This window comes from Paenibacillus barengoltzii NBRC 101215 (assembly GCF_004000745.1).
Lineage (GTDB): Bacteria > Bacillota > Bacilli > Paenibacillales > Paenibacillaceae > Fontibacillus > Fontibacillus barengoltzii.
The window spans coordinates 1-17181 of the sequence record NZ_BILV01000009.1 but is presented as its reverse complement, the minus strand read 5'-3'; the positions used below and the strand labels follow the sequence as shown (position 1 = coordinate 17181).

Sequence of the window (17181 nt, the reverse complement as noted above, 5' to 3'; positions counted from 1 at the left end):
CCGCGATAAAAGCCTGCAAAAGCTCAGGTGGCAGGTGGGTGGCTCGGTTATGTTTACCTGTATGACGACTACGGGATTTGGCGCATCATAAGTCCTGTTTCATACATTACTTTTTCGGATGGAGGTTGACTACATGCGAGGAGCGAAAGTCGTAAACTTATCGTTATCCGCAGCGTTAATTGCAGGGATGGCTTTAGTGGCAGGCTGCGGTGACGGAAAGGGCGACAATAATGTGCGTACGCAAAGCTTACGGGGCAATAACCGCAATTATGATGTCAATTCTTTGAACCCCGGCAACCGTCTGTTCTCCCGCAGCGCCGGCAGCGGACAGGATACGCGTATCCGTTCCCTGCGTTACAGCCCTGCGCTTAGCAACAAGGTGGCACAGCTTCGCGACGTTCAAACCGCACATGTCGTTGTTACCGACCGTGATGCATATGTAGGTGTCACACTCCACGGCATGAATATGAATGGCCGAACTAGCGCCTATGGTATGCAACGTCCAAACGGAGTGGGCCTGGGTACGACGAATGTTGGCGGGCCTTACGGTGCGGACTATGGTACCCGCGGGGCTGGGGACAACGGACTAGCTCGCGGCAACGATCGAGCCGGTTTGGGCGGGCTCTTTGACCTTGGACGCGGATGGTTTGGAACCGGGAACAACGTAAGCCGTAACAACAACGGCTCTATACAGGGCACCGGTACAACTGGCAACCGCTCCGGGTCGATGTATCCTGGGGGCAATATGGGCATGTCCAGCGTGAACCGAGGTACCGGAACGACAACAGATCGAATGGGTACGCGTGGAATGACGAACACCCCTTCGGGCTTCACGACAGGGAACGGGGCCTTGGGAGCTGGAACGAGCAACGTTTCCCAGGATTTGAAGAACCGGATCGAGGCTGCCATTAAGCAAACGGCACCGCATATCCGCAACGTTTATGTAACAAGCGATTCCGATTTTGTATCCACCATCGGCCAATATGCTACAGAGTCCCGTGGCGGAGGAACGCTGAACAACTACATCAGAGATTTTGAAACGATGCTTAACCGTGTATTCCCCGGCCGTGCAGGGACGATGACTGGACCAAACGGCTATGCGCCAACTAGACCTAATGCCGGCATGGGCAATGGGACAGGAACAGGTGCACGTGACATGAACGCCGGCTTCACCGGAGGGACGACCCGCTAACGGCGGTTTAACAGTAATGCCAAAAAGCGCGAGATGCGGGAAGAAATCTTCCTGCGTCTCGCGCTTTATCTTGTGTTTGGAGGATTTGGATTATTCGTGATCTTGGAATGCACGGCCTTTGACCCATACACGTTGCAGTTCCAAATCACGGTCAACCAACAGCAAATCCGCCTGTTTGCCGGTTTCGATCGAGCCGGTGTAATGATCGATGCGAATCAGCTTCGCCGGATTGACGCTGGCGGCTTCCGATGCGCGTTCGATCGACAATCCCACCTCTTGGACGAGATAGCGGAAACCGCGAATCATCGTTAACGTGCTTCCGGCTAACGTGCCTTCGCTGTCGCGCAGCGTGCAGACATTATTCTTCACGACAACCGGCAAATCGCCAAGCATGTAGTCCCCGTCACCTAAGCCTGCAGCCGACATCGCATCGGTGATCAGGAGCAGGTTGCTGCCGGTCTTCACGCTGCTAAGCAGCCGGATGGCTGCTGGATGAACGTGAATGCCATCGGCAATAATTTCTGCGCTGATGCCCGGCGTACTCAGGATGGCCCCGGCGGTACCCGGTTTGCGGTGATGCAACGGCGTCATGGCGTTAAACATATGCACGGAGTGATTCAAGCCCACCTCGTAAGCGGCTATGATTTCTTCGTACGTGGCATCGGTATGTCCGGCAGCCGCGACGATTCCCTGCTTCCGCAAATAGCGAATCAACTCATGTGCTCCATCCCGTTCAGGCGCAAACGTAACCTGTTTAATTAGCCCCGGATACTGCTGTTCCCAGCCTTCGATCCATTCGCGATTCGGCGGGACGATGTGTTCGGGATTTTGGGCGCCCGGCCATTTCGGGCTGATAAATGGCCCCTCTAAATGTACGCCAACCAACTGGGCATAAGGCATCTCGCCAGCCATATATTGATGGACTTCTTCCAGCACGTTGTCGATCATCGCCTTCGGAAGGGTCATCGTTGTCGCCAACATCGATGTCGTTCCCTGACTGCAGTGAAGCTTCGTAATCGCGTCCAGACCTTGCTTGCTTGGTTTAGAGAAATCCTCCAGCATGCCGCCATGGACGTGCACGTCGATAAAGCCGGGCAGCACATAGCTGCCTTTGGCATCCATCGTCTCAACACCTGCGGCATGAGCTTCAGGCAATCCTGCGGTGGTGCCGACGTAAGTGATGACGCCGTCTTTCACCGCCACTGCGCCGTCGCGGAACGTCCCGCGCGGGGTGACAACTTCGGCATGAATCAGGTTGAAGGTACGTCCGGCGCTGCTCATCACAGGAATCTCCCCGCAGCTTGGTCAACGACGACAACTACATTCGGATGGGTTTGCAGCAGTGAAGCTGGACATTGGGTCGTGATCGGCCCCTTCAACGCTTTGGCGATAATCTCGGCTTTGTCTTCGCCTTTGGCCATAAGCAGGATTTGTTTAGCCTGCAGGATCGAGCCGATCCCCATGGTGAGCGCGTGAGTTGGCACCTCGTCAATGGAGTTGAAGAAGCGTGCATTCGCCAGCCGTGTGCGCTCTTGCAGCTTCACGACATGCGGTGGCCCCGTCAATTCATCTGCTGGCTCGTTAAACCCGATATGGCCGTTATGTCCAAGGCCCAGCAGCTGCAAATCGATTTGGCCAGCTTGATCCAGTAGTTTGGCATAGTCCTTGGCAGCTTGCTCAGGATCCGGAGCATTTCCCTCAGGGACATGCGTATTTTCAGGCAAAATATCAATATGATTAAACAGCTTCTCGTCCATGAAACGGCGATAGCTCTCTGGATGGTCTGCCGGCAAACCGATGTACTCATCCAGATTATAGCTGCTGGCTTGCTTAAAGCTGACGCTGCCTTGCTTATACAATTCGATCAGCTTCTCATACACTCCGACCGGCGTGCTGCCGGTAGCCAGCCCCAAAATCGCCCGAGGTTTAGATTGCAGGAGGCTTGCGATGATACCAGCCCCGGTTTCATTAAATTGCTGCTCACTGTTGGTTTTAATAATATTCAGCATTCGTGTTGCCCTCCTTGGGTTTTACGATAAATTTGAACATTCTGATACGAGCTCTCCAGCTTCGGAATGAAGTCCTCGAATTCCAAGCTGACCATGCCCGTAAATAAAATATCGATGACGTGCAGCTGCGCAATCCGCGAAGCCATATCGCCTCGGCGCATGCCTTCCTCTAACGAGGAGGAGAATAAAGCAATATCTGCAAGTGAAGCCAGAGAGTTGCTGCTGTACTGCGTGAGCGACATCGTGATAGCACCGCTGTCCTTGGCGCAGCGCAGGGCATCGATCGTTTCTGGCGTTTCACCTGAGTAGGAGATCGCCAACGCTACGTCGCCTTCGTTGAGCGAAGAGGCGGAAGTGATCTGCATATGGGAATCCGCAAAGGCGGTGCAGTTCTTACCGATACGCACCAGCTTCTGGTAAAAGTCCTGGGCGACAATTGAGGAAGTCGCCACACCGTACAGATCAATGCGCTTGGCGCAGCATAGTGCCTCAACGGCCCGAGACAGCTGGTTCATGTCCAGCAGCCGGGTGGTGTCGGTAATCGAGGCGAGATGGTTGGTTTCCATCGCTTCGACGATTTTTTGCAGGTCGTTGCCGGCGATGATGTCCTGGTAGTGGTTCTCGGCAGGCTTGTGAGCCAGCTCGGAAGCCAGCTTCATTTTGAAATCAGGGAAGCCTTTAAAGTGAAACGTCTTGCAGAACCTTGTCACCGTGGAGGGACTAATCCCGCACGCATTGGCTAGCTCTGTGATTCCCTGATGAATCACGGTGGCCGGCGACTCCAAAATGTATTCGCCCAGCTTGCGTTCCTGCGGCGACAGCGTCTCTAAGTGACTGGATACCGCATGCAATATGGGTGTCATAGATAAGTCCCTCCCTCAGGAAGTTCAGCCGTTGATAAGCTTGTTCGCTTTCTGCGAAAATAATTTTTATTAATTTTCTGCAGATTGTGAAAATTATTTTGATAACTCGGTTTCATCATAAGCGATTTTCCCGCCCTTTTCAAGTAGGGTTGCCCGTCAAATGGCGACAGATTCCTTGAATTTTCGGTGTTCGCATAATACACTTTAAAAGCAGGGTTATTATCGGAGAGAGGAATGGTATTGTTGTCCTTTGATCTCGACAATTACATAGATCGGATCGAGTCGGTATGGACCCGTTCGTTTCGGAAAGTGAAGAGCGAATTAATGCACCATCAGGAACTTGGTCTGACGGGCCCGCAATTTCATACGCTGATGTTGATTGCGAAGAAGTCCAACTGCAATGTCAGCTATTTGGCTGACAAGCTGGAGGTGAAGCCCAGCGCGATTACAGTGATGGTCGATCGTCTGGTCCAAAGCGGATTCGTGGAGCGACGGCATGACGAACAGGACCGGCGGGCGGTGCTGCTGTCGGTAACCGAGCGGGGGGCCGAGGTGTTGGCGGAAGCTCGAAAGAAATCAAGGGAAGTATTGAAAACGCATTTATCCGTTCTCAGCCAACAGGAGCTGGAGATGATGATCACAATTTTGGAGAAGCTATCCAACAATTCCAAGGCGGATGAGGAACGGTGAACATGTTAACGGAAAGGAACCATGGAGATGAGCCGTGGTTCTTTTTTTATCTCCTGTTCTGATAGCGTACACGTAAGTTGCCGGGTTATGATAGACATAAGAATGTAAGCGTTATTTCATCAAACCGAAACGGAGGAGTTTCATGGAAAAATATATCTTGGCCTTGGATCAAGGCACAACGAGCTCGCGGGCGATTCTTTTTAACCGGCAAGGGGAGATTGTTCATTCGGCACAGCGAGAATTTCCACAGTACTTCCCCGAACCCGGTTGGGTTGAGCAGAATCCTAACGAGATTTGGGGCTCGATCCTGTCAGTGATCGCTTCCTGCTTATCCGAATCCGGGATCAAGCCGCGGCAAATTGCCGGAATCGGAATTACGAACCAGCGGGAATCGACGGTCGTCTGGGAAAAAGACAGCGGCACTCCGATATACCCGGCGATTGTCTGGCAGTCCCGGCAAACGGCCGCCATTTGCGAGGAGCTGCGGAATGCTGGGCATGACGCTTTGTTCCGAGCCAAAACGGGGTTGCTGCTCGATCCTTATTTTTCTGGAACCAAGGTCAAGTGGATCCTCGACCATGTCGAAGGCTCACGGGAGCGGGCGGCGAAGGGCGAGTTGCTGTTCGGCACCATCGATACGTGGCTCATCTGGAAGCTGTCCGGCGGACGCTTGCATGTCACCGACTATTCGAACGCTTCGCGGACGCTGATGTACAACATCCACGAGCTGACCTGGGACGATGAACTGCTTGCTCTGCTGGATATCCCAAAGGCGATGTTGCCTGAGGTGAAATCCTCCTCCGAAGTGTATGGCACCACGGTTCCGTATCACTTCTTCGGGGAGGAGGTGCCGATCGCAGGGGCGGCCGGAGACCAGCAGGCAGCTCTGTTCGGGCAAGCTTGCTTCCAACCAGGAATGGTCAAAACAACGTACGGAACCGGCTGCTTCATGCTGATGAACACCGGCAGCACCCCTGTCGTATCAGAGCACGGGCTGATTACCTCCTTGGCCTGGGGCCTAAACGGAAAGGTGGAGTACGCTCTTGAGGGCAGTATCTTCGTGTCCGGCTCGGCGATTCAGTGGCTGCGCGACGGGTTGCGCATGTTCCGGAACGCCAAAGACAGCGAGATGTATGCATCGCGCGTAAACTCCACGGAAGGTGTCTACGTTGTTCCGGCCTTCGTCGGTCTCGGCAGCCCGTATTGGGACAGCGAGGTTCGCGGCGCGGTATTTGGCTTGACGCGGGGAACGACGAAGGAGCATTTTATCCGGGCGACGCTTGAGGCGTTGGCTTACCAGACCAAAGACGTTCTTGGTGCGATGGAGCAGGATGCCGGATATGCTGTTCGGTCCATGCAAGTGGATGGTGGCGCGGTGGCAAACAACTTTCTGATGCAGTTCCAAAGCGACCTTCTTGGAGTTCCTGTAGAACGTCCGGCGATTGGCGAAACGACGGCGTTGGGCGCGGCCTTTTTGGCGGGTCTCGCGGTTGATTACTGGAGCGATATGGATGAAGTCGCGCAGTGCAAACGCCTGGAACGCCGGTTTATCCCAACGATGCCGCAGACTAGACGGGAAGCGCTCTACCAAGGCTGGCTGAAAGCGGTTCAGGCCGCGATGGCCTTCAAATAACGGGCCGCCCATTTCTATACGGCACCGCACCATTAACCCTGTTTCTTCATAAGATGTGTTGACTGTATCCCTGAACCTTGTTAAACCACAAAACCCGAGCAAGGAGGGGTGACGCATTTTGAAGAGCAGCGATCGTAACAGCAAATTTCTGTTAACTAATCGTGAACGAGAGGTCTTCGAGCTTCTCGTGCAGGATAAAACGACGCGCGACATTGCCGGGCAACTGTTTATTAGTGAGAAAACCGTCCGTAATCACATTTCTAACGTCATGCAAAAGTTGAATGTCAAAGGTCGCGCGCAGGCGGTTGTCGAGCTGATCAAGCTTGGGGAGCTGAAAATCTGACGGTGAACTACGTGTTCGTAGAAAGCCGCAAGCCTTCTTTTTCACCCCGCAAGGGGGAAAGGGAAGGTTTTTTTGTGCGCATTTTTCACCAATAAAAAAACCTCCAAGCATCCTATTCACATCAGATGCCGGAGGTTATTGGCTAAACGAACGTTGCTTACAGCGACTTCAAATAATGAACGATCGTGAGCAACCCTTTGTCGAAGTTCTCCAGGTTAAAATGTTCGTTCGGCGCATGCAGGTTTTCATCCGGCAGCCCGAAGCCCATCATCACAGCTGGAGCCGACAGGACGCGGGACAAGGTCTCGACGATCGGGATCGAACCGCCGTCCTTCGTAAACAGCGCCCGAGTGCCGTAAATGGCTTCGTAGGCATCGGCCGCTTTTTGCAGCATCGGATCTTCCGGATTGCAGGTGAAGGCACGCGCTTTCTCGGTCGCTTTGACCTTCAAGGTTGCTCCCGGTTGCAGATGTTTGTGCAGATGCCGTTCGATGCGATCGATCGTGGCTTGCGGATCCTGGTCGCCAACGAGGCGGCAGGTGATTTTGGCGTGGGCTTCCTTCGGCAGTACCGTTTTGGTTCCTTCCCCTTGGAATCCGCCGTACACCCCGTTGAGTTCCAGCGTTGGCCGGGCTCCGGTCCGCTCAACGAAGGAGTACCCCGCTTCGCCAAACAGCTCCTTCAGTCCAAGGTCCTGCTTGAGCTTCTCTTCGTCAAATTGTTGCTTGGCGAACTCTTCGCGTTCCAGTGCAGACAGCTCGTGTACGCCTTCATAGAAGCCTTCGACCGTGACTCGGCCTTGCTCGTCATGCAGGGAAGCGAGCAGCGATACCATCGCATGCAACGCGTTAGGGACGCCGCCGCCATAGGTACCGGAGTGCAAATCCGTGTTGGCGGTATACACCGAGACTTCCATCGCACACAAGCCGCGCAGGCCGATGCAGATCGCCGGTTTGCCCGGTGCCATCAGCGCGGTGTCAGAGATCAGGATCACGTCAGCGGCCAGCTTGTCCTGGTTCGCTTCCAAGAAGGCGGGCAGGTTCGGGCTGGTCACTTCCTCTTCCCCTTCGATGCAGAACTTAATGTTAACGGGAAGTTCTTTCTCCTGCTTCAAAATCGCCTCTACGGCCTTGATATGCATAAATACTTGGCCTTTATCATCTGTCGCTCCGCGGGCATACAGCTTGCCGTTCCGAATGGATGGCTCAAACGGCGGCGTCTCCCACAGATTCAGCGGGTCTACCGGTTGAACGTCATAATGCCCGTATACGAGAACGGTTGGCTTCCCAGGCGCATGCAGATGCTCGGCATAAACGATCGGATGCCCTGCGGTAGGATGAATCTCTACCGATTCCATCCCGGCGCGGCGCAACGCTTCGGCGATCCATTCGGCAGCTTTCTGCACATCGCCTTTGTGTTCGGACAAAGCTGAGATGCTGGGAATCCGAAGCAAATCGCCGAGTTCCTTCAAGTGTTGTTCACGGTTCGTATTAAAGTAAGCTTGATAATCCATCGTCAAATGTTCCTCCCGAACTAGAACTAGGTTTACCCGTATATTCTACACCTTTTTTGCCAAGAAAACGAATGATTGGGTAATGTCAGTCACCGCGCGGGCTTTTCGTTTCCTTAAATGCAACTTAAAAGAGATGTGCTTTTTTTCAGGAATATTTAAGGTAAATTCGATGGATATCTGGTAAAGTCAAGAAAGCACGACTGAATTGAATCTTGAACGCTTCAGAAGAAGGGAGTCGCAAAGACGTATGGACGAAAAAGAAAGAAATGAGCAGGGAGCAAATGATGGGTATGATACGCCGGTCATGGTTCCCATGAACGGGGAGACCGAGACTGCACCGGGACAAGCCCCACAAGCCCCGAAATCCAGCAATAAAGTATGGCAGATCGTTTCGTTGGTCCTGGCCGTTTTGCTGGTTGTGGTGTTGATCAAACCGCCGTTTGCAACGAATAAGGCTGAGGCCGTTGCGACGGTGAACGGTGTGGAAATTACGAAGGACCGGCTTTATGAAGAACTGGCTGCCAATGGCGGAGAGCAGGCGCTGACGAACCTCATCAATCAAGAGCTTGTGAACCAAGAGGCGGCTAAGAAAAATATCACGATCACGGATGCCGATGTCGACACCGAAATCGAGACCTACAAAACCCAGTTCGGTTCGGAAGAAGCGCTGAATCAAGCTTTGGAACAATACGGGATGACCATGGACGATTTGCGCAAGCAGGTCGTGATGGAGCTGAAGCTGACGAAGCTGCTGGAACCGCAGATCAATGTCACCGATGATCAGGTGAAGGAAACGTTCGAAACCTATAAGGATTCCTTTAATACACCGGAACAGGTGCGGGCTTCCGTGATTTTGGTCGCAACCGAAGAGGAAGCGAAGGACATCGTGAAGCAGTTGAAGGAAGGCGCCGATTTTGCAGAGCTGGCGAAGAGCAAATCGTTGGATACGGCGACGAAGGATCAAGGCGGGGACACCGATTTCTTCGCCCGCGGCGAGAGAGAAGAAGCGGTGGAAGAGGCCGCTTTCAAGCTGGCCAAAGGCGAAATTAGCGACCCCGTTAAGACAAGCGAAGGATATCAGGTCATCAAAGTCACCGATAAGAAGGAAGCCCATACAGCAACGCTGGATGAGAAGAAGGACGAGATCCGCAAGACCCTGATCTCCCAACAGGTATCCAGCATGTCGGGAGCTTGGCTGGAGGATGTTCGCAGCAAAGCCCAAATCACCAATACGTTAACGGATGCAGCCGCAGCCGAGTAATTCGGTTGCAGAACGCAGCCCTTCAAACCGTCGGAGCAGAGCTTCGACGGTTTTTGGCATGTCGGTTTCCGAATCCTGCACAGCAAGATCGCTTTGTGTTTCTGGAAATCTGACAGTACAATGAGGATACACGGATGCATTAAAGTACATCTCTAAATGGGACGGAATGCATGGAGGCAGGGGCACATGGCGGAATGGTATGAGCTAAGTTTCGGGGAAGATTATTTGCTGGTGTATAAGCACCGCGACGCGCAAGGTGCGAAACACGAGGTTCAGCGGATGATTCGCTGGCTTCATCTTCCTCTCGGCGCAAAGGTGTTGGATTTATGCTGCGGCATGGGCCGCCATTCACTGGCGCTGGCCGAAGCAGGGTACCAGGTGACCGGCGTGGATTTGTCAGAGGTATTGCTGCGCGAGGCGAGACGCCTCGACCCCGAAGGTCGGATCATCTGGCACCGAGCGGATATGCGCGAGTTGCCGTTTCAAAGCGGGGAGTTTGCGGCGGTGGTGAACTTATTCACTTCATTTGGATATTTTAAAGAGGACGAGGAGCAGATCAAAGTGCTGCGCGAAGCGTCTCGCGTTCTGAAGTCAGGCGGCCGCTTCCTTCTCGATTTTCTGAATCCTGCGTATGTTGCCGCTCATCTTGTTCCGTATTCGGAACGGGAGGACGCGGGGCAGCAGATTGTGGAACGACGTCGGATTGAAGATGGGTATGTCATCAAGGATATTGAAATTACCGCACCTGGCGGAGAGCCAAGGCATTATATGGAACGAATTAAACTGTACGAGTTGGATGATTTTCGGCAGATGCTGAAGGAGGCCGGTTTAACCTTGCAGAACGTTCATGGGGATTATGACGAAGAACTTTACGATCCAAACACGTCTCGGCGCATGATTTTGGTGGGGGTGCGGGCATGACATTACTACCGGAAATCCAGCTCTGGGACCGGGAGCTCGTGGCTCGGGTTCCGATCTCGATGGCCCCTCCCCTTCGCCGGGTGAACAGCTATGTGCTGCAGGGGGATGAGGGGATTACCATCATCGATCCGGGACCGCGAACGGAGGAGACGATTGAGGAGTGGCGTGCAGCCTGGCAGGATCTCAGGATTTCGCCGCGCGACGTGACGCAAATTGTCTTAACCCACCATCACCCCGATCATTATGGCTTGGCGGGATATATGCAGGAAATCACCGGAGCGACCGTCTTCATGTCTCCGCGGGCGTATGAAGAAACGCGGTTGATGTGGGGGCCGGAGAGCCGGATGCACGAAGCGCTGCCTGATTTGTATCGGCGGCACGGAATGCCCGAATCGTGGTACAGCCAGCTGCCGGGACACCTGAACGGCTTCTTTACCCAGGTGACTCCGGCTCCTGAAGTGACCTTCCTCCGGGAGGGGGAGTTGATCCAGATGGGGGGACGAGCCTGGTTGCCGATTGAAACGGCTGGACATGCTCCGGGGCACCTGTCGTTTTATCATGCCGAGCAGCAGCTGATGTTCTGCGGGGATGCGGTGCTGCCGCAAATCTCGCCCAACGTCAGCTTTCTGCCCGGCAGTGATCCGCAGCCGCTGCAATCATTCCTGGATTCGCTGGAGAAGCTGAGCGCTTACGAGGTGGCAACCGCCTATCCGGGGCACCGCCATCCGTTTGATTATTTTACAGAGCGTGTGCGGCTGTTGCTTGAGCATCACGGTGAGCGCCTCCTGCGCATCGAACGGTTGCTGCAGGAGCGGCCGCAAACGGCCTTTGACGTTTGTACCGCCTTATTTGGCACAGAGCTGAGCATTCACCAAATGCGCTTTGCGATGTCGGAGACGCTGGCGCATCTCGTGGAGTTGGCCCGGCAAGGACGGGTGGAAGAGCAAAAGACTGGAGCCGGTGAAACCGAGATCATCCGGTACGCTCCGGTGAGATAATCTAATAAAACCCAAAGAAGGACGGCTTGGATTTGCCGTCCTTCTTTGGGTTGCATGATGCGGCTCACCGCTCGGAGTCAAGGGATTCTTCACCGCGTTCTTTTTCCCGTTCGGCTTGTTTGCGATGGGCGATCCGGCTGCTGGCCGAGGCAGCAATGGCGCCGACAATGTCATCCAAGAACGTATTGCACGGCCCCAATGTCTTGTCGTTCAGCCGCTCCAAAATGCCCGGTTTCAGCTTATCGACATAACCGTAGTTGGTGAAGCCGATGCTTCCATACACGTTGACGATCGAGAAGGCCAGAATCTCGTCCACCCCGTACAACCCCTCGTCATTGGCAATCATCTCCTGCAGTTCAGGGATCAGCATCCCCTGCTCCGCCAAAATATCGAGCTGAATGCCGGTCAGTACCGCATTTTGCACTTCGCGTTTGGTCAGCACCTGCTCCACGTTATGTATGCACTCTTCCATCGTCAGGTTCGGGTAGTATTTTTGTTGCAAAAACATTACGAGTTCCGCGATTTGCTCCGTCGTTACGCCGCGCTTGTGCAGCCACTCTTTAGTGGCATCAGCGACCTTTTTGCTGTTCAGGCTGTAAGGCGCTTTGGCCTTTGGTTGTTCCATCCCCATACACTCTACTCCTCGTCATTAATAGTTGGATTGGCAAGATATGAAGAAGTTTGTCCAGATCCCGGAAAAATATAGTTATGTTTCGGGACAAGGCTCGTATATATAGTAATACAAACCTTAGCCAAATGAAAAACTTAGGGAGGCACGAGCAAAAATGAAATGGAACCGCCGATTACGAAATACGGCTGCCGCCGGGGCAATTACGCTTCCGCTGCTGCTGTCGGGCTGCGGTATGTTTGGGGGAAGCTCCGCTCAAATCGATCCTCCGCCTACCGATATTGAAACGCAAATGTTGGAAGGTCTGGATGCCGCGGAGCAGACAAGCTTTGCCCAGGAGGAAGCACTCTCTACAGTTTACTTGGTGAACGAGCATGGCTTGCTGGCCCCGGTCGCCTTGCACTTGCCTGATGGCGAGGCTTCGCTGAAGCTGAACCGGATGCTGGAGATGCTGGTGAAGGACGGCAAGTATGCGAGCCTCCTCCCGGTTGGTTTTAACGGCATTCTTCCGGCGGGCAGTGAAGTGAAGGCTGTAACTGTTAAAAAAGATGAGAAGCTGGCTGTCGTCGAGTTTAACCAAGCATTTACGGGCTATGAAGCCGCCGATGAGCGCAAAATTCTTGAAGCGTTGACCTGGACATTGACCGGAACGCCGGATGTGGAGAAGGTTCAGCTATGGGTGGACGGGCAGAAGTTAAACGAAATGCCGGTGAACGGTACGCCGCTGGATCGGCCGCTTAGCCGTAATTTTGGGATTAATCTCGAAATTAAAGCAGAATCCGGCTTATCCCAACTAAGCCCGGTCATTGTCTACTTCTCCGCAGCAACGCCAGAGGGGGTTCAATACTTCGTCCCGGTGACGCGATTTGTCCCGGCCGACGGCGATCGCGTGAAATCCGCGCTCGGCGAGCTGCTCAAAGGGCCGCAACAAGGAGACGGCCTGGAGCGGGTCGTGACCGATAACACGAAGCTGGAAAGCGTCGAGGTCTCGAAGGACGGCATTGTGACCGTTGCGCTGAAGGACGATATGTTTGAAGCTGGGGAGAAGCTGCCAGCACAAATGCTGCAATCCCTGGTGCTGACGGTGACGGAGAACCGGGACGACAGCAAGGTGCGCATTTGGCTCAACGGTCAGAAGGAAGTTGTCGGCCTGGATAACCAGACCTACAGCGAACCGGTGATACGGCCGGAAACGATTAACGAAATCCCGCTGTAACTATGTTGTCCGCGGCACGCCCTACGATGCAAACCGGACCCTGCGAGGTGCAGGGTTCTTTTTTTTGGCCGAATGGAAAGGTGCTTTTATGCCCACACTTTGGTAGAATAGGGAAAGCATATTGACAGCAAGAACACGTAGGAGGCAGTAAAAGATGAGAAGCAACGGACGCCAGGCGGACGAGCGCCGGCCGATGAATTTAACCGTCAATGTTAATAAATACGCAGAGGGGTCTGTCTACATCGAGGTGGGCGATACAAAGGTGATGTGTACCGCTACGGTCGAAGAGAAGGTCCCGATGTTTATGAAAGGGCAGGGCAAAGGCTGGGTAACGGCGGAGTATTCGATGCTCCCTCGCGCAACTCAAACGCGGAACCAGCGGGAATCAGCCCGAGGGAAGCTGAGCGGCCGCACGATGGAAATCCAGCGGCTCATCGCCCGTGCACTGCGTTCGGTCGTCGATCTGCAGGCGCTTGGTGAACGATCTATCACGATCGATTGCGACGTCTTGCAGGCCGATGGCGGAACGCGGACGACGTCAATTACCGGGGCGTTCGTGGCGCTGGCGTTAGCGATGCACAAGATTGCTCAGAAGCACGCGCTGCCGAAGTTTCCGATCACCGACTTTCTCGCATCCGTCAGCGTAGGGATCGTTGGGGAGAACACGCTGCTGGATCTCAACTATGAGGAGGATTCCAAAGCGAAGGTCGACATGAACGTGGTGATGACTGGCAACGGCCAATTCGTTGAGGTGCAAGGCACCGGGGAAGAGAACCCCTTCTCCCGAGCGGAATTGGATCAAATGCTGGCGCTCGCCGAGAAGGGAATTCGGGAGATGATCGAGCAGCAGCGTGAGGCGTTGGGGCCGATTGCGCTGCTGATCGTAAGCGGGCAGTCCGGAACGGTGGTGTAGGCATGATCGAAGGAACGGAGATTATCGTGGCGACCCGGAATGCCGGGAAGGTGCGGGAATTTGCTCATGCCTTGGAGCCGCTGGGCAAAGAGGTTCGGAGCTTGGCTGACTACCCGGATGCGCCGGAAGTTGTGGAAGACGGGGCAACCTTCGCCGAAAATGCCCGCAAGAAGGCCAAAACGGTTGGCGACGCCCTGGGCCGTCCTGTCCTGGCCGACGATTCGGGCCTCTGCGTCGACCAGTTGGACGGTGCGCCGGGCGTGTATTCGGCCCGGTATGCCGGGGAAGGCGCCAGCGACGAGGATAACAACGAGAAGCTGCTCGCCGAGCTGGAGAAGCGGCGGCTGGGCGAGGATACGGAGCAGCCGCTGCTGAGCACGGCGCGTTTTGTCTGCCATCTGGCCTTGTACGACCCGGCCAAAGGGCAGTTTATCGAAGCCTCCGGCGAAGTGGAGGGCTGGATCACCTCCGAGCCGGCGGGCGGCGGCGGGTTCGGATATGACCCGCTGTTTTACCTGCCGGCGTACGAGAAGACCATGGCCGAGCTGACGCTGGAGGAGAAGCAGGCCATCAGCCACCGCGGTGCGGCACTGCGGGCGTTGGCGGACAAGCTGAGCGGGGCGGCTGCAGGGAAGTAGGCGAGGGCCGTGTGACCGTGCAGCACGTGAGGCCCGAGGAGACCGTGCAGCCCGTGCGGCTTGGCTCATAGCCGCTTGCTTGCGGGAAATTAACGGTAAATCCTCCTGTTAATTTTCGACTTTTTGGCTCGTTGCACCAATTAACGGTAAAACCTACAGTTAATTTTGCCCTAAAGGCCGGAAACGGCCCAAATGCCCGAAATTAACGTCAGGAAATACCGTTAATGCCTGTTAAAGCACCCGAACCAGTAAAATTAACGGCAGGTTTTCCAGTTATTTTTTCGCAACCCACTATAAGCGACATCACAAAAAGCAAGTCAGGAACCTTGGGGAGGTTCCCGGCTTGCTTTTTCGCATTTCAATTACCGGATTTTCACGTTATATGTTTTCAGCCAGAAGTTCACCTGCGACAGATACGCAAACAGCTGCGGCCCGCTCATCAGCTGGCCGAACCAAGGCAGGTTAGAGGACGATTCCTTGGACGCGGCGATGGCACGAATTTTGTCCGCATTAATGAGCGGCAAAATCGGCGAGGTCGGGTCGTCGAGAATCTTCAGCATTTGATCGCGGACAGCCGTCAGGTAGTTCGGATTATGCGTTTTGGGATACGGGCTTTTTTTGCGGTAAAGAACGTCTTCAGGCAGAATGCCTTCCAGCGCTTTGCGCAAAATCCCTTTCTCCCGGTTCCCGGTCGTTTTGATCTCCCATGGGATGTTCCAGACGTACTGCACCAGACGGTGATCGCAATAAGGCACGCGGACCTCCAATCCTGCCGCCATACTCATGCGATCTTTGCGGTCCAGCAGCGTTGGCATGAACCGGGTGATGTTCAGGTACGACATGACGCGCATCCGAGCCCGCTCCCCTTTTTCCCCTTCCAGCTTCGGTGTCTCTGCGACCGCTTCGCTGTAACGGTCGGCGATATACTGTTCCGGTTTGATCCACTCGCGGATTTCCGGTGACAACAGATCTGCGCGCAGCCCGGTTGCCACCGACCACGGAAACGTTCCTGAATTGAGGAGCTCCTCGCGGTGGAACCATGGATAACCGCCAAAGACTTCGTCTGCGGCTTCGCCGGAGATGGCGACGGTGGCTCCTTTTTTGATCTCCCGGCAAAAAAGCAACAATGAGGCGTCCACATCTGCCATGCCTGGCAAATCGCGGGCAATCGTCGAGTCGGGCAGCGCCGCAACCAGTTCAGGCGTATCGAACTTGATGGCGTGATGGGCGGTCTGCAGTTCCTCGACCATCCGCTGAATCCACGGACCGTCCGCACCAGGCTGATAGCTGTGGGCTTGGAAATGCTTGTCGTTGTCGACATAATCAATCGAATACGTGTTAACTTGACCTTGGCCGGTCCGCTTGTAATAATCGACGGCCAGTGCGGTTAATGCGCTGGAGTCCAGACCGCCGGACAGCAAGGTGCATACCGGCACGTCGGAAATGAGCTGACGATCCATCGTGTCCTGCAGCAGCTGGCGAATCGTTGCGGCCGTTTCCTCCACATTGTCCGTATGCGGCTCGGCTTCCAGCTTCCAGTAAGCGTATTTGCGCAGCCCATTGCGGTTGAAGATCATGACGTGGCCTGGACGCAGTTCTTTTAGATCCTTGTACACGCCATGGCCCGGCGTCCGCGCTGGACCGATGACAAAAATTTCGGCAAGACCTTCGGGCCCGACGACGGGCTCGACCTTCGGATGGCGTAAGATCGCTTTAGGCTCGGAACCAAAGATCAACGTACCGTCAATTTCACTGTAGAACAACGGTTTGACACCAAGGCGATCCCGGGCAAAAAAGACATGCTCCCGAACGCTGTCCCAAATGGCGAACGCAAAAATCCCATTCAGCCGGTAGACGCAATCCGGTCCCCATTCGATATACGATTGCAGCAACACCTCCGTATCACAGTTGGTACGGAACGTTCGGCCTCTCCGCTGCAGTTCAGCTTTCAGCTCCAGTGCGTTATAAATTTCCCCATTATATACAATCGTGAATACCGCATCTTCCTCATGAATAATCATCGGCTGTGCCCCGTTCTCGGGGTCCATGACGCTGAGGCGACGATGTCCGAAGGCACACGGGCCGGAAATCCAAGTTCCCTGGGCATCCGGTCCCCGTTTTTCCAGACAGGACGTCATGGATAACACCAAGTCCGATTCTTTCGTCAGGTCCCGGTTCCATTCGATAAAGCCGGTTATTCCGCACATTTTTGCTATCTCCTCTCCGCATTGCTTTACAGTCCCCGCTTGCCGACCGGGTGAAAAGTATTAACAAATTATGCCGAACGAGGGCATAAAATGTCTGTCCATTATGGAAAACTATGGCGTGGAGGCAGTATATCGCGAGCTGGAGCAAGGCATAAG

16 protein-coding genes are annotated in these 17181 nt (G+C 54.4%); 10 read left to right on the top strand and 6 right to left on the bottom strand.

Features of this window, described 5'->3' with window-relative positions; all coding sequences use genetic code 11:
• The first annotated feature begins 133 nt into the window (after positions 1-133).
• Positions 134-1192, top strand: a complete 1059-nt coding sequence (locus PBA01S_RS03595) for a YhcN/YlaJ family sporulation lipoprotein (protein ID WP_028539349.1) — start codon at positions 134-136, stop codon at positions 1190-1192.
• 90 nt (positions 1193-1282) lie between these two features.
• Here the strand turns inward: PBA01S_RS03595 and nagA are convergent, their stop codons facing one another.
• Genes nagA through PBA01S_RS03580 form a run of 3 tightly spaced genes read right to left on the bottom strand, consistent with a single transcriptional unit; the run spans position 1283 to position 4064 of the window.
• Positions 1283-2473, bottom strand: coding sequence for an N-acetylglucosamine-6-phosphate deacetylase (gene nagA / locus PBA01S_RS03590; RefSeq protein ID WP_085170827.1), 1191 nt, complete (start codon positions 2471-2473; stop codon positions 1283-1285).
• Positions 2473-3201 (bottom strand): glucosamine-6-phosphate deaminase, encoded by a 729-nt coding sequence (gene nagB / locus PBA01S_RS03585; RefSeq protein ID WP_016311069.1) that lies wholly within the window; start codon positions 3199-3201, stop codon positions 2473-2475. Before nagB ends, nagA begins: the two co-directional genes overlap by 1 nt.
• A complete protein-coding gene (locus PBA01S_RS03580; protein ID WP_028539352.1) occupies positions 3195-4064 on the bottom strand; it encodes a MurR/RpiR family transcriptional regulator in 870 nt (289 codons plus the stop codon). Before PBA01S_RS03580 ends, nagB begins: the two co-directional genes overlap by 7 nt.
• 234 nt (positions 4065-4298) lie before the next feature.
• On the opposite strand from PBA01S_RS03580, the gene PBA01S_RS03575 reads away from it, so the two are divergent.
• The 3 genes from PBA01S_RS03575 to PBA01S_RS03565 all read left to right on the top strand — a co-directional run bounded on the left by PBA01S_RS03575 (position 4299) and on the right by PBA01S_RS03565 (position 6730).
• Positions 4299-4754 (top strand): MarR family winged helix-turn-helix transcriptional regulator, encoded by a 456-nt coding sequence (locus PBA01S_RS03575; protein WP_016311071.1) that lies wholly within the window; start codon positions 4299-4301, stop codon positions 4752-4754.
• 142 nt (positions 4755-4896) lie between these two features.
• Positions 4897-6387, top strand: a complete 1491-nt coding sequence (gene glpK, locus PBA01S_RS03570; RefSeq protein ID WP_127575359.1) for a glycerol kinase GlpK — start codon at positions 4897-4899, stop codon at positions 6385-6387.
• A 118-nt stretch (positions 6388-6505) separates the two neighbouring features.
• Positions 6506-6730: a helix-turn-helix domain-containing protein gene (locus PBA01S_RS03565; RefSeq protein WP_016311073.1), complete on the top strand. Its 225-nt coding sequence runs from the start codon at positions 6506-6508 to the stop codon at positions 6728-6730.
• Positions 6731-6887: 157 nt separating this feature from the next.
• Here PBA01S_RS03565 and PBA01S_RS03560 read toward each other — a convergent pair whose 3' ends face one another.
• Positions 6888-8243, bottom strand: a complete 1356-nt coding sequence (locus PBA01S_RS03560; RefSeq protein ID WP_127575358.1) for a dipeptidase — start codon at positions 8241-8243, stop codon at positions 6888-6890.
• A gap of 247 nt (positions 8244-8490) precedes the next feature.
• Between PBA01S_RS03560 and PBA01S_RS03555 the strand changes: the two genes are divergently transcribed.
• The 3 genes from PBA01S_RS03555 (at position 8491) to PBA01S_RS03545 (ending at position 11423) form a co-directional block, all read left to right on the top strand.
• Positions 8491-9504, top strand: coding sequence for a peptidylprolyl isomerase (locus tag PBA01S_RS03555; RefSeq protein ID WP_254899816.1), 1014 nt, complete (start codon positions 8491-8493; stop codon positions 9502-9504).
• A gap of 186 nt (positions 9505-9690) precedes the next feature.
• Entirely contained in the window at positions 9691-10425 is a 735-nt protein-coding gene (locus PBA01S_RS03550) for a class I SAM-dependent methyltransferase (RefSeq protein ID WP_085170829.1), read from the top strand.
• Positions 10422-11423, top strand: a complete 1002-nt coding sequence (locus PBA01S_RS03545) for an MBL fold metallo-hydrolase (protein ID WP_127575357.1) — start codon at positions 10422-10424, stop codon at positions 11421-11423. Before PBA01S_RS03550 ends, PBA01S_RS03545 begins: the two co-directional genes overlap by 4 nt.
• A 64-nt stretch (positions 11424-11487) precedes the next feature.
• Here PBA01S_RS03545 and PBA01S_RS03540 read toward each other — a convergent pair whose 3' ends face one another.
• Positions 11488-12054: a phosphatidylglycerophosphatase A family protein gene (locus tag PBA01S_RS03540; protein WP_174844455.1), complete on the bottom strand. Its 567-nt coding sequence runs from the start codon at positions 12052-12054 to the stop codon at positions 11488-11490.
• 154 nt (positions 12055-12208) lie between these two features.
• Here PBA01S_RS03540 and PBA01S_RS03535 point away from each other — a divergent pair, with 154 nt between their 5' ends.
• The 3 genes from PBA01S_RS03535 to PBA01S_RS03525 all read left to right on the top strand — a co-directional run bounded on the left by PBA01S_RS03535 (position 12209) and on the right by PBA01S_RS03525 (position 14818).
• Complete coding sequence (locus PBA01S_RS03535) at positions 12209-13267, top strand: GerMN domain-containing protein (RefSeq protein ID WP_085170830.1); 1059 nt, start codon at positions 12209-12211, stop codon at positions 13265-13267.
• Positions 13268-13421: 154 nt separating this feature from the next.
• A complete protein-coding gene (rph, locus tag PBA01S_RS03530; protein WP_127575356.1) occupies positions 13422-14180 on the top strand; it encodes a ribonuclease PH in 759 nt (252 codons plus the stop codon).
• A gap of 2 nt (positions 14181-14182) precedes the next feature.
• Entirely contained in the window at positions 14183-14818 is a 636-nt protein-coding gene (locus PBA01S_RS03525; protein ID WP_127575355.1) for an XTP/dITP diphosphatase, read from the top strand.
• Positions 14819-15180: 362 nt separating this feature from the next.
• On the opposite strand, the gene asnB is transcribed toward PBA01S_RS03525, so the two are convergent.
• A complete protein-coding gene (gene asnB / locus PBA01S_RS03520; RefSeq protein WP_028539359.1) occupies positions 15181-17025 on the bottom strand; it encodes an asparagine synthase (glutamine-hydrolyzing) in 1845 nt (614 codons plus the stop codon).
• Between the last annotated feature and the right edge of the window lie 156 nt (positions 17026-17181).

Bases quoted from the DNA above. Each gene is read 5' to 3' on its own strand.
- PBA01S_RS03595 (WP_028539349.1), top strand. From the start codon at position 134: ATGCGAGGAGCGAAAGTCGTAAACTTATCGTTATCCGCAGCGTTAATT.
- nagA (WP_085170827.1), bottom strand. From the start codon at position 2,473: ATGAGCAGCGCCGGACGTACCTTCAACCTGATTCATGCCGAAGTTGTC.
- nagB (WP_016311069.1), bottom strand. From the start codon at position 3,201: ATGCTGAATATTATTAAAACCAACAGTGAGCAGCAATTTAATGAAACC.
- PBA01S_RS03580 (WP_028539352.1), bottom strand. From the start codon at position 4,064: ATGACACCCATATTGCATGCGGTATCCAGTCACTTAGAGACGCTGTCG.
- PBA01S_RS03575 (WP_016311071.1), top strand. From the start codon at position 4,299: ATGGTATTGTTGTCCTTTGATCTCGACAATTACATAGATCGGATCGAG.
- glpK (WP_127575359.1), top strand. From the start codon at position 4,897: ATGGAAAAATATATCTTGGCCTTGGATCAAGGCACAACGAGCTCGCGG.
- PBA01S_RS03560 (WP_127575358.1), bottom strand. From the start codon at position 8,243: ATGGATTATCAAGCTTACTTTAATACGAACCGTGAACAACACTTGAAG.
- PBA01S_RS03555 (WP_254899816.1), top strand. From the start codon at position 8,491: ATGGACGAAAAAGAAAGAAATGAGCAGGGAGCAAATGATGGGTATGAT.
- PBA01S_RS03550 (WP_085170829.1), top strand. From the start codon at position 9,691: ATGGCGGAATGGTATGAGCTAAGTTTCGGGGAAGATTATTTGCTGGTG.
- PBA01S_RS03545 (WP_127575357.1), top strand. From the start codon at position 10,422: ATGACATTACTACCGGAAATCCAGCTCTGGGACCGGGAGCTCGTGGCT.
- PBA01S_RS03540 (WP_174844455.1), bottom strand. From the start codon at position 12,054: ATGGGGATGGAACAACCAAAGGCCAAAGCGCCTTACAGCCTGAACAGC.
- PBA01S_RS03535 (WP_085170830.1), top strand. From the start codon at position 12,209: ATGAAATGGAACCGCCGATTACGAAATACGGCTGCCGCCGGGGCAATT.
- rph (WP_127575356.1), top strand. From the start codon at position 13,422: ATGAGAAGCAACGGACGCCAGGCGGACGAGCGCCGGCCGATGAATTTA.
- PBA01S_RS03525 (WP_127575355.1), top strand. From the start codon at position 14,183: ATGATCGAAGGAACGGAGATTATCGTGGCGACCCGGAATGCCGGGAAG.
- asnB (WP_028539359.1), bottom strand. From the start codon at position 17,025: ATGTGCGGAATAACCGGCTTTATCGAATGGAACCGGGACCTGACGAAA.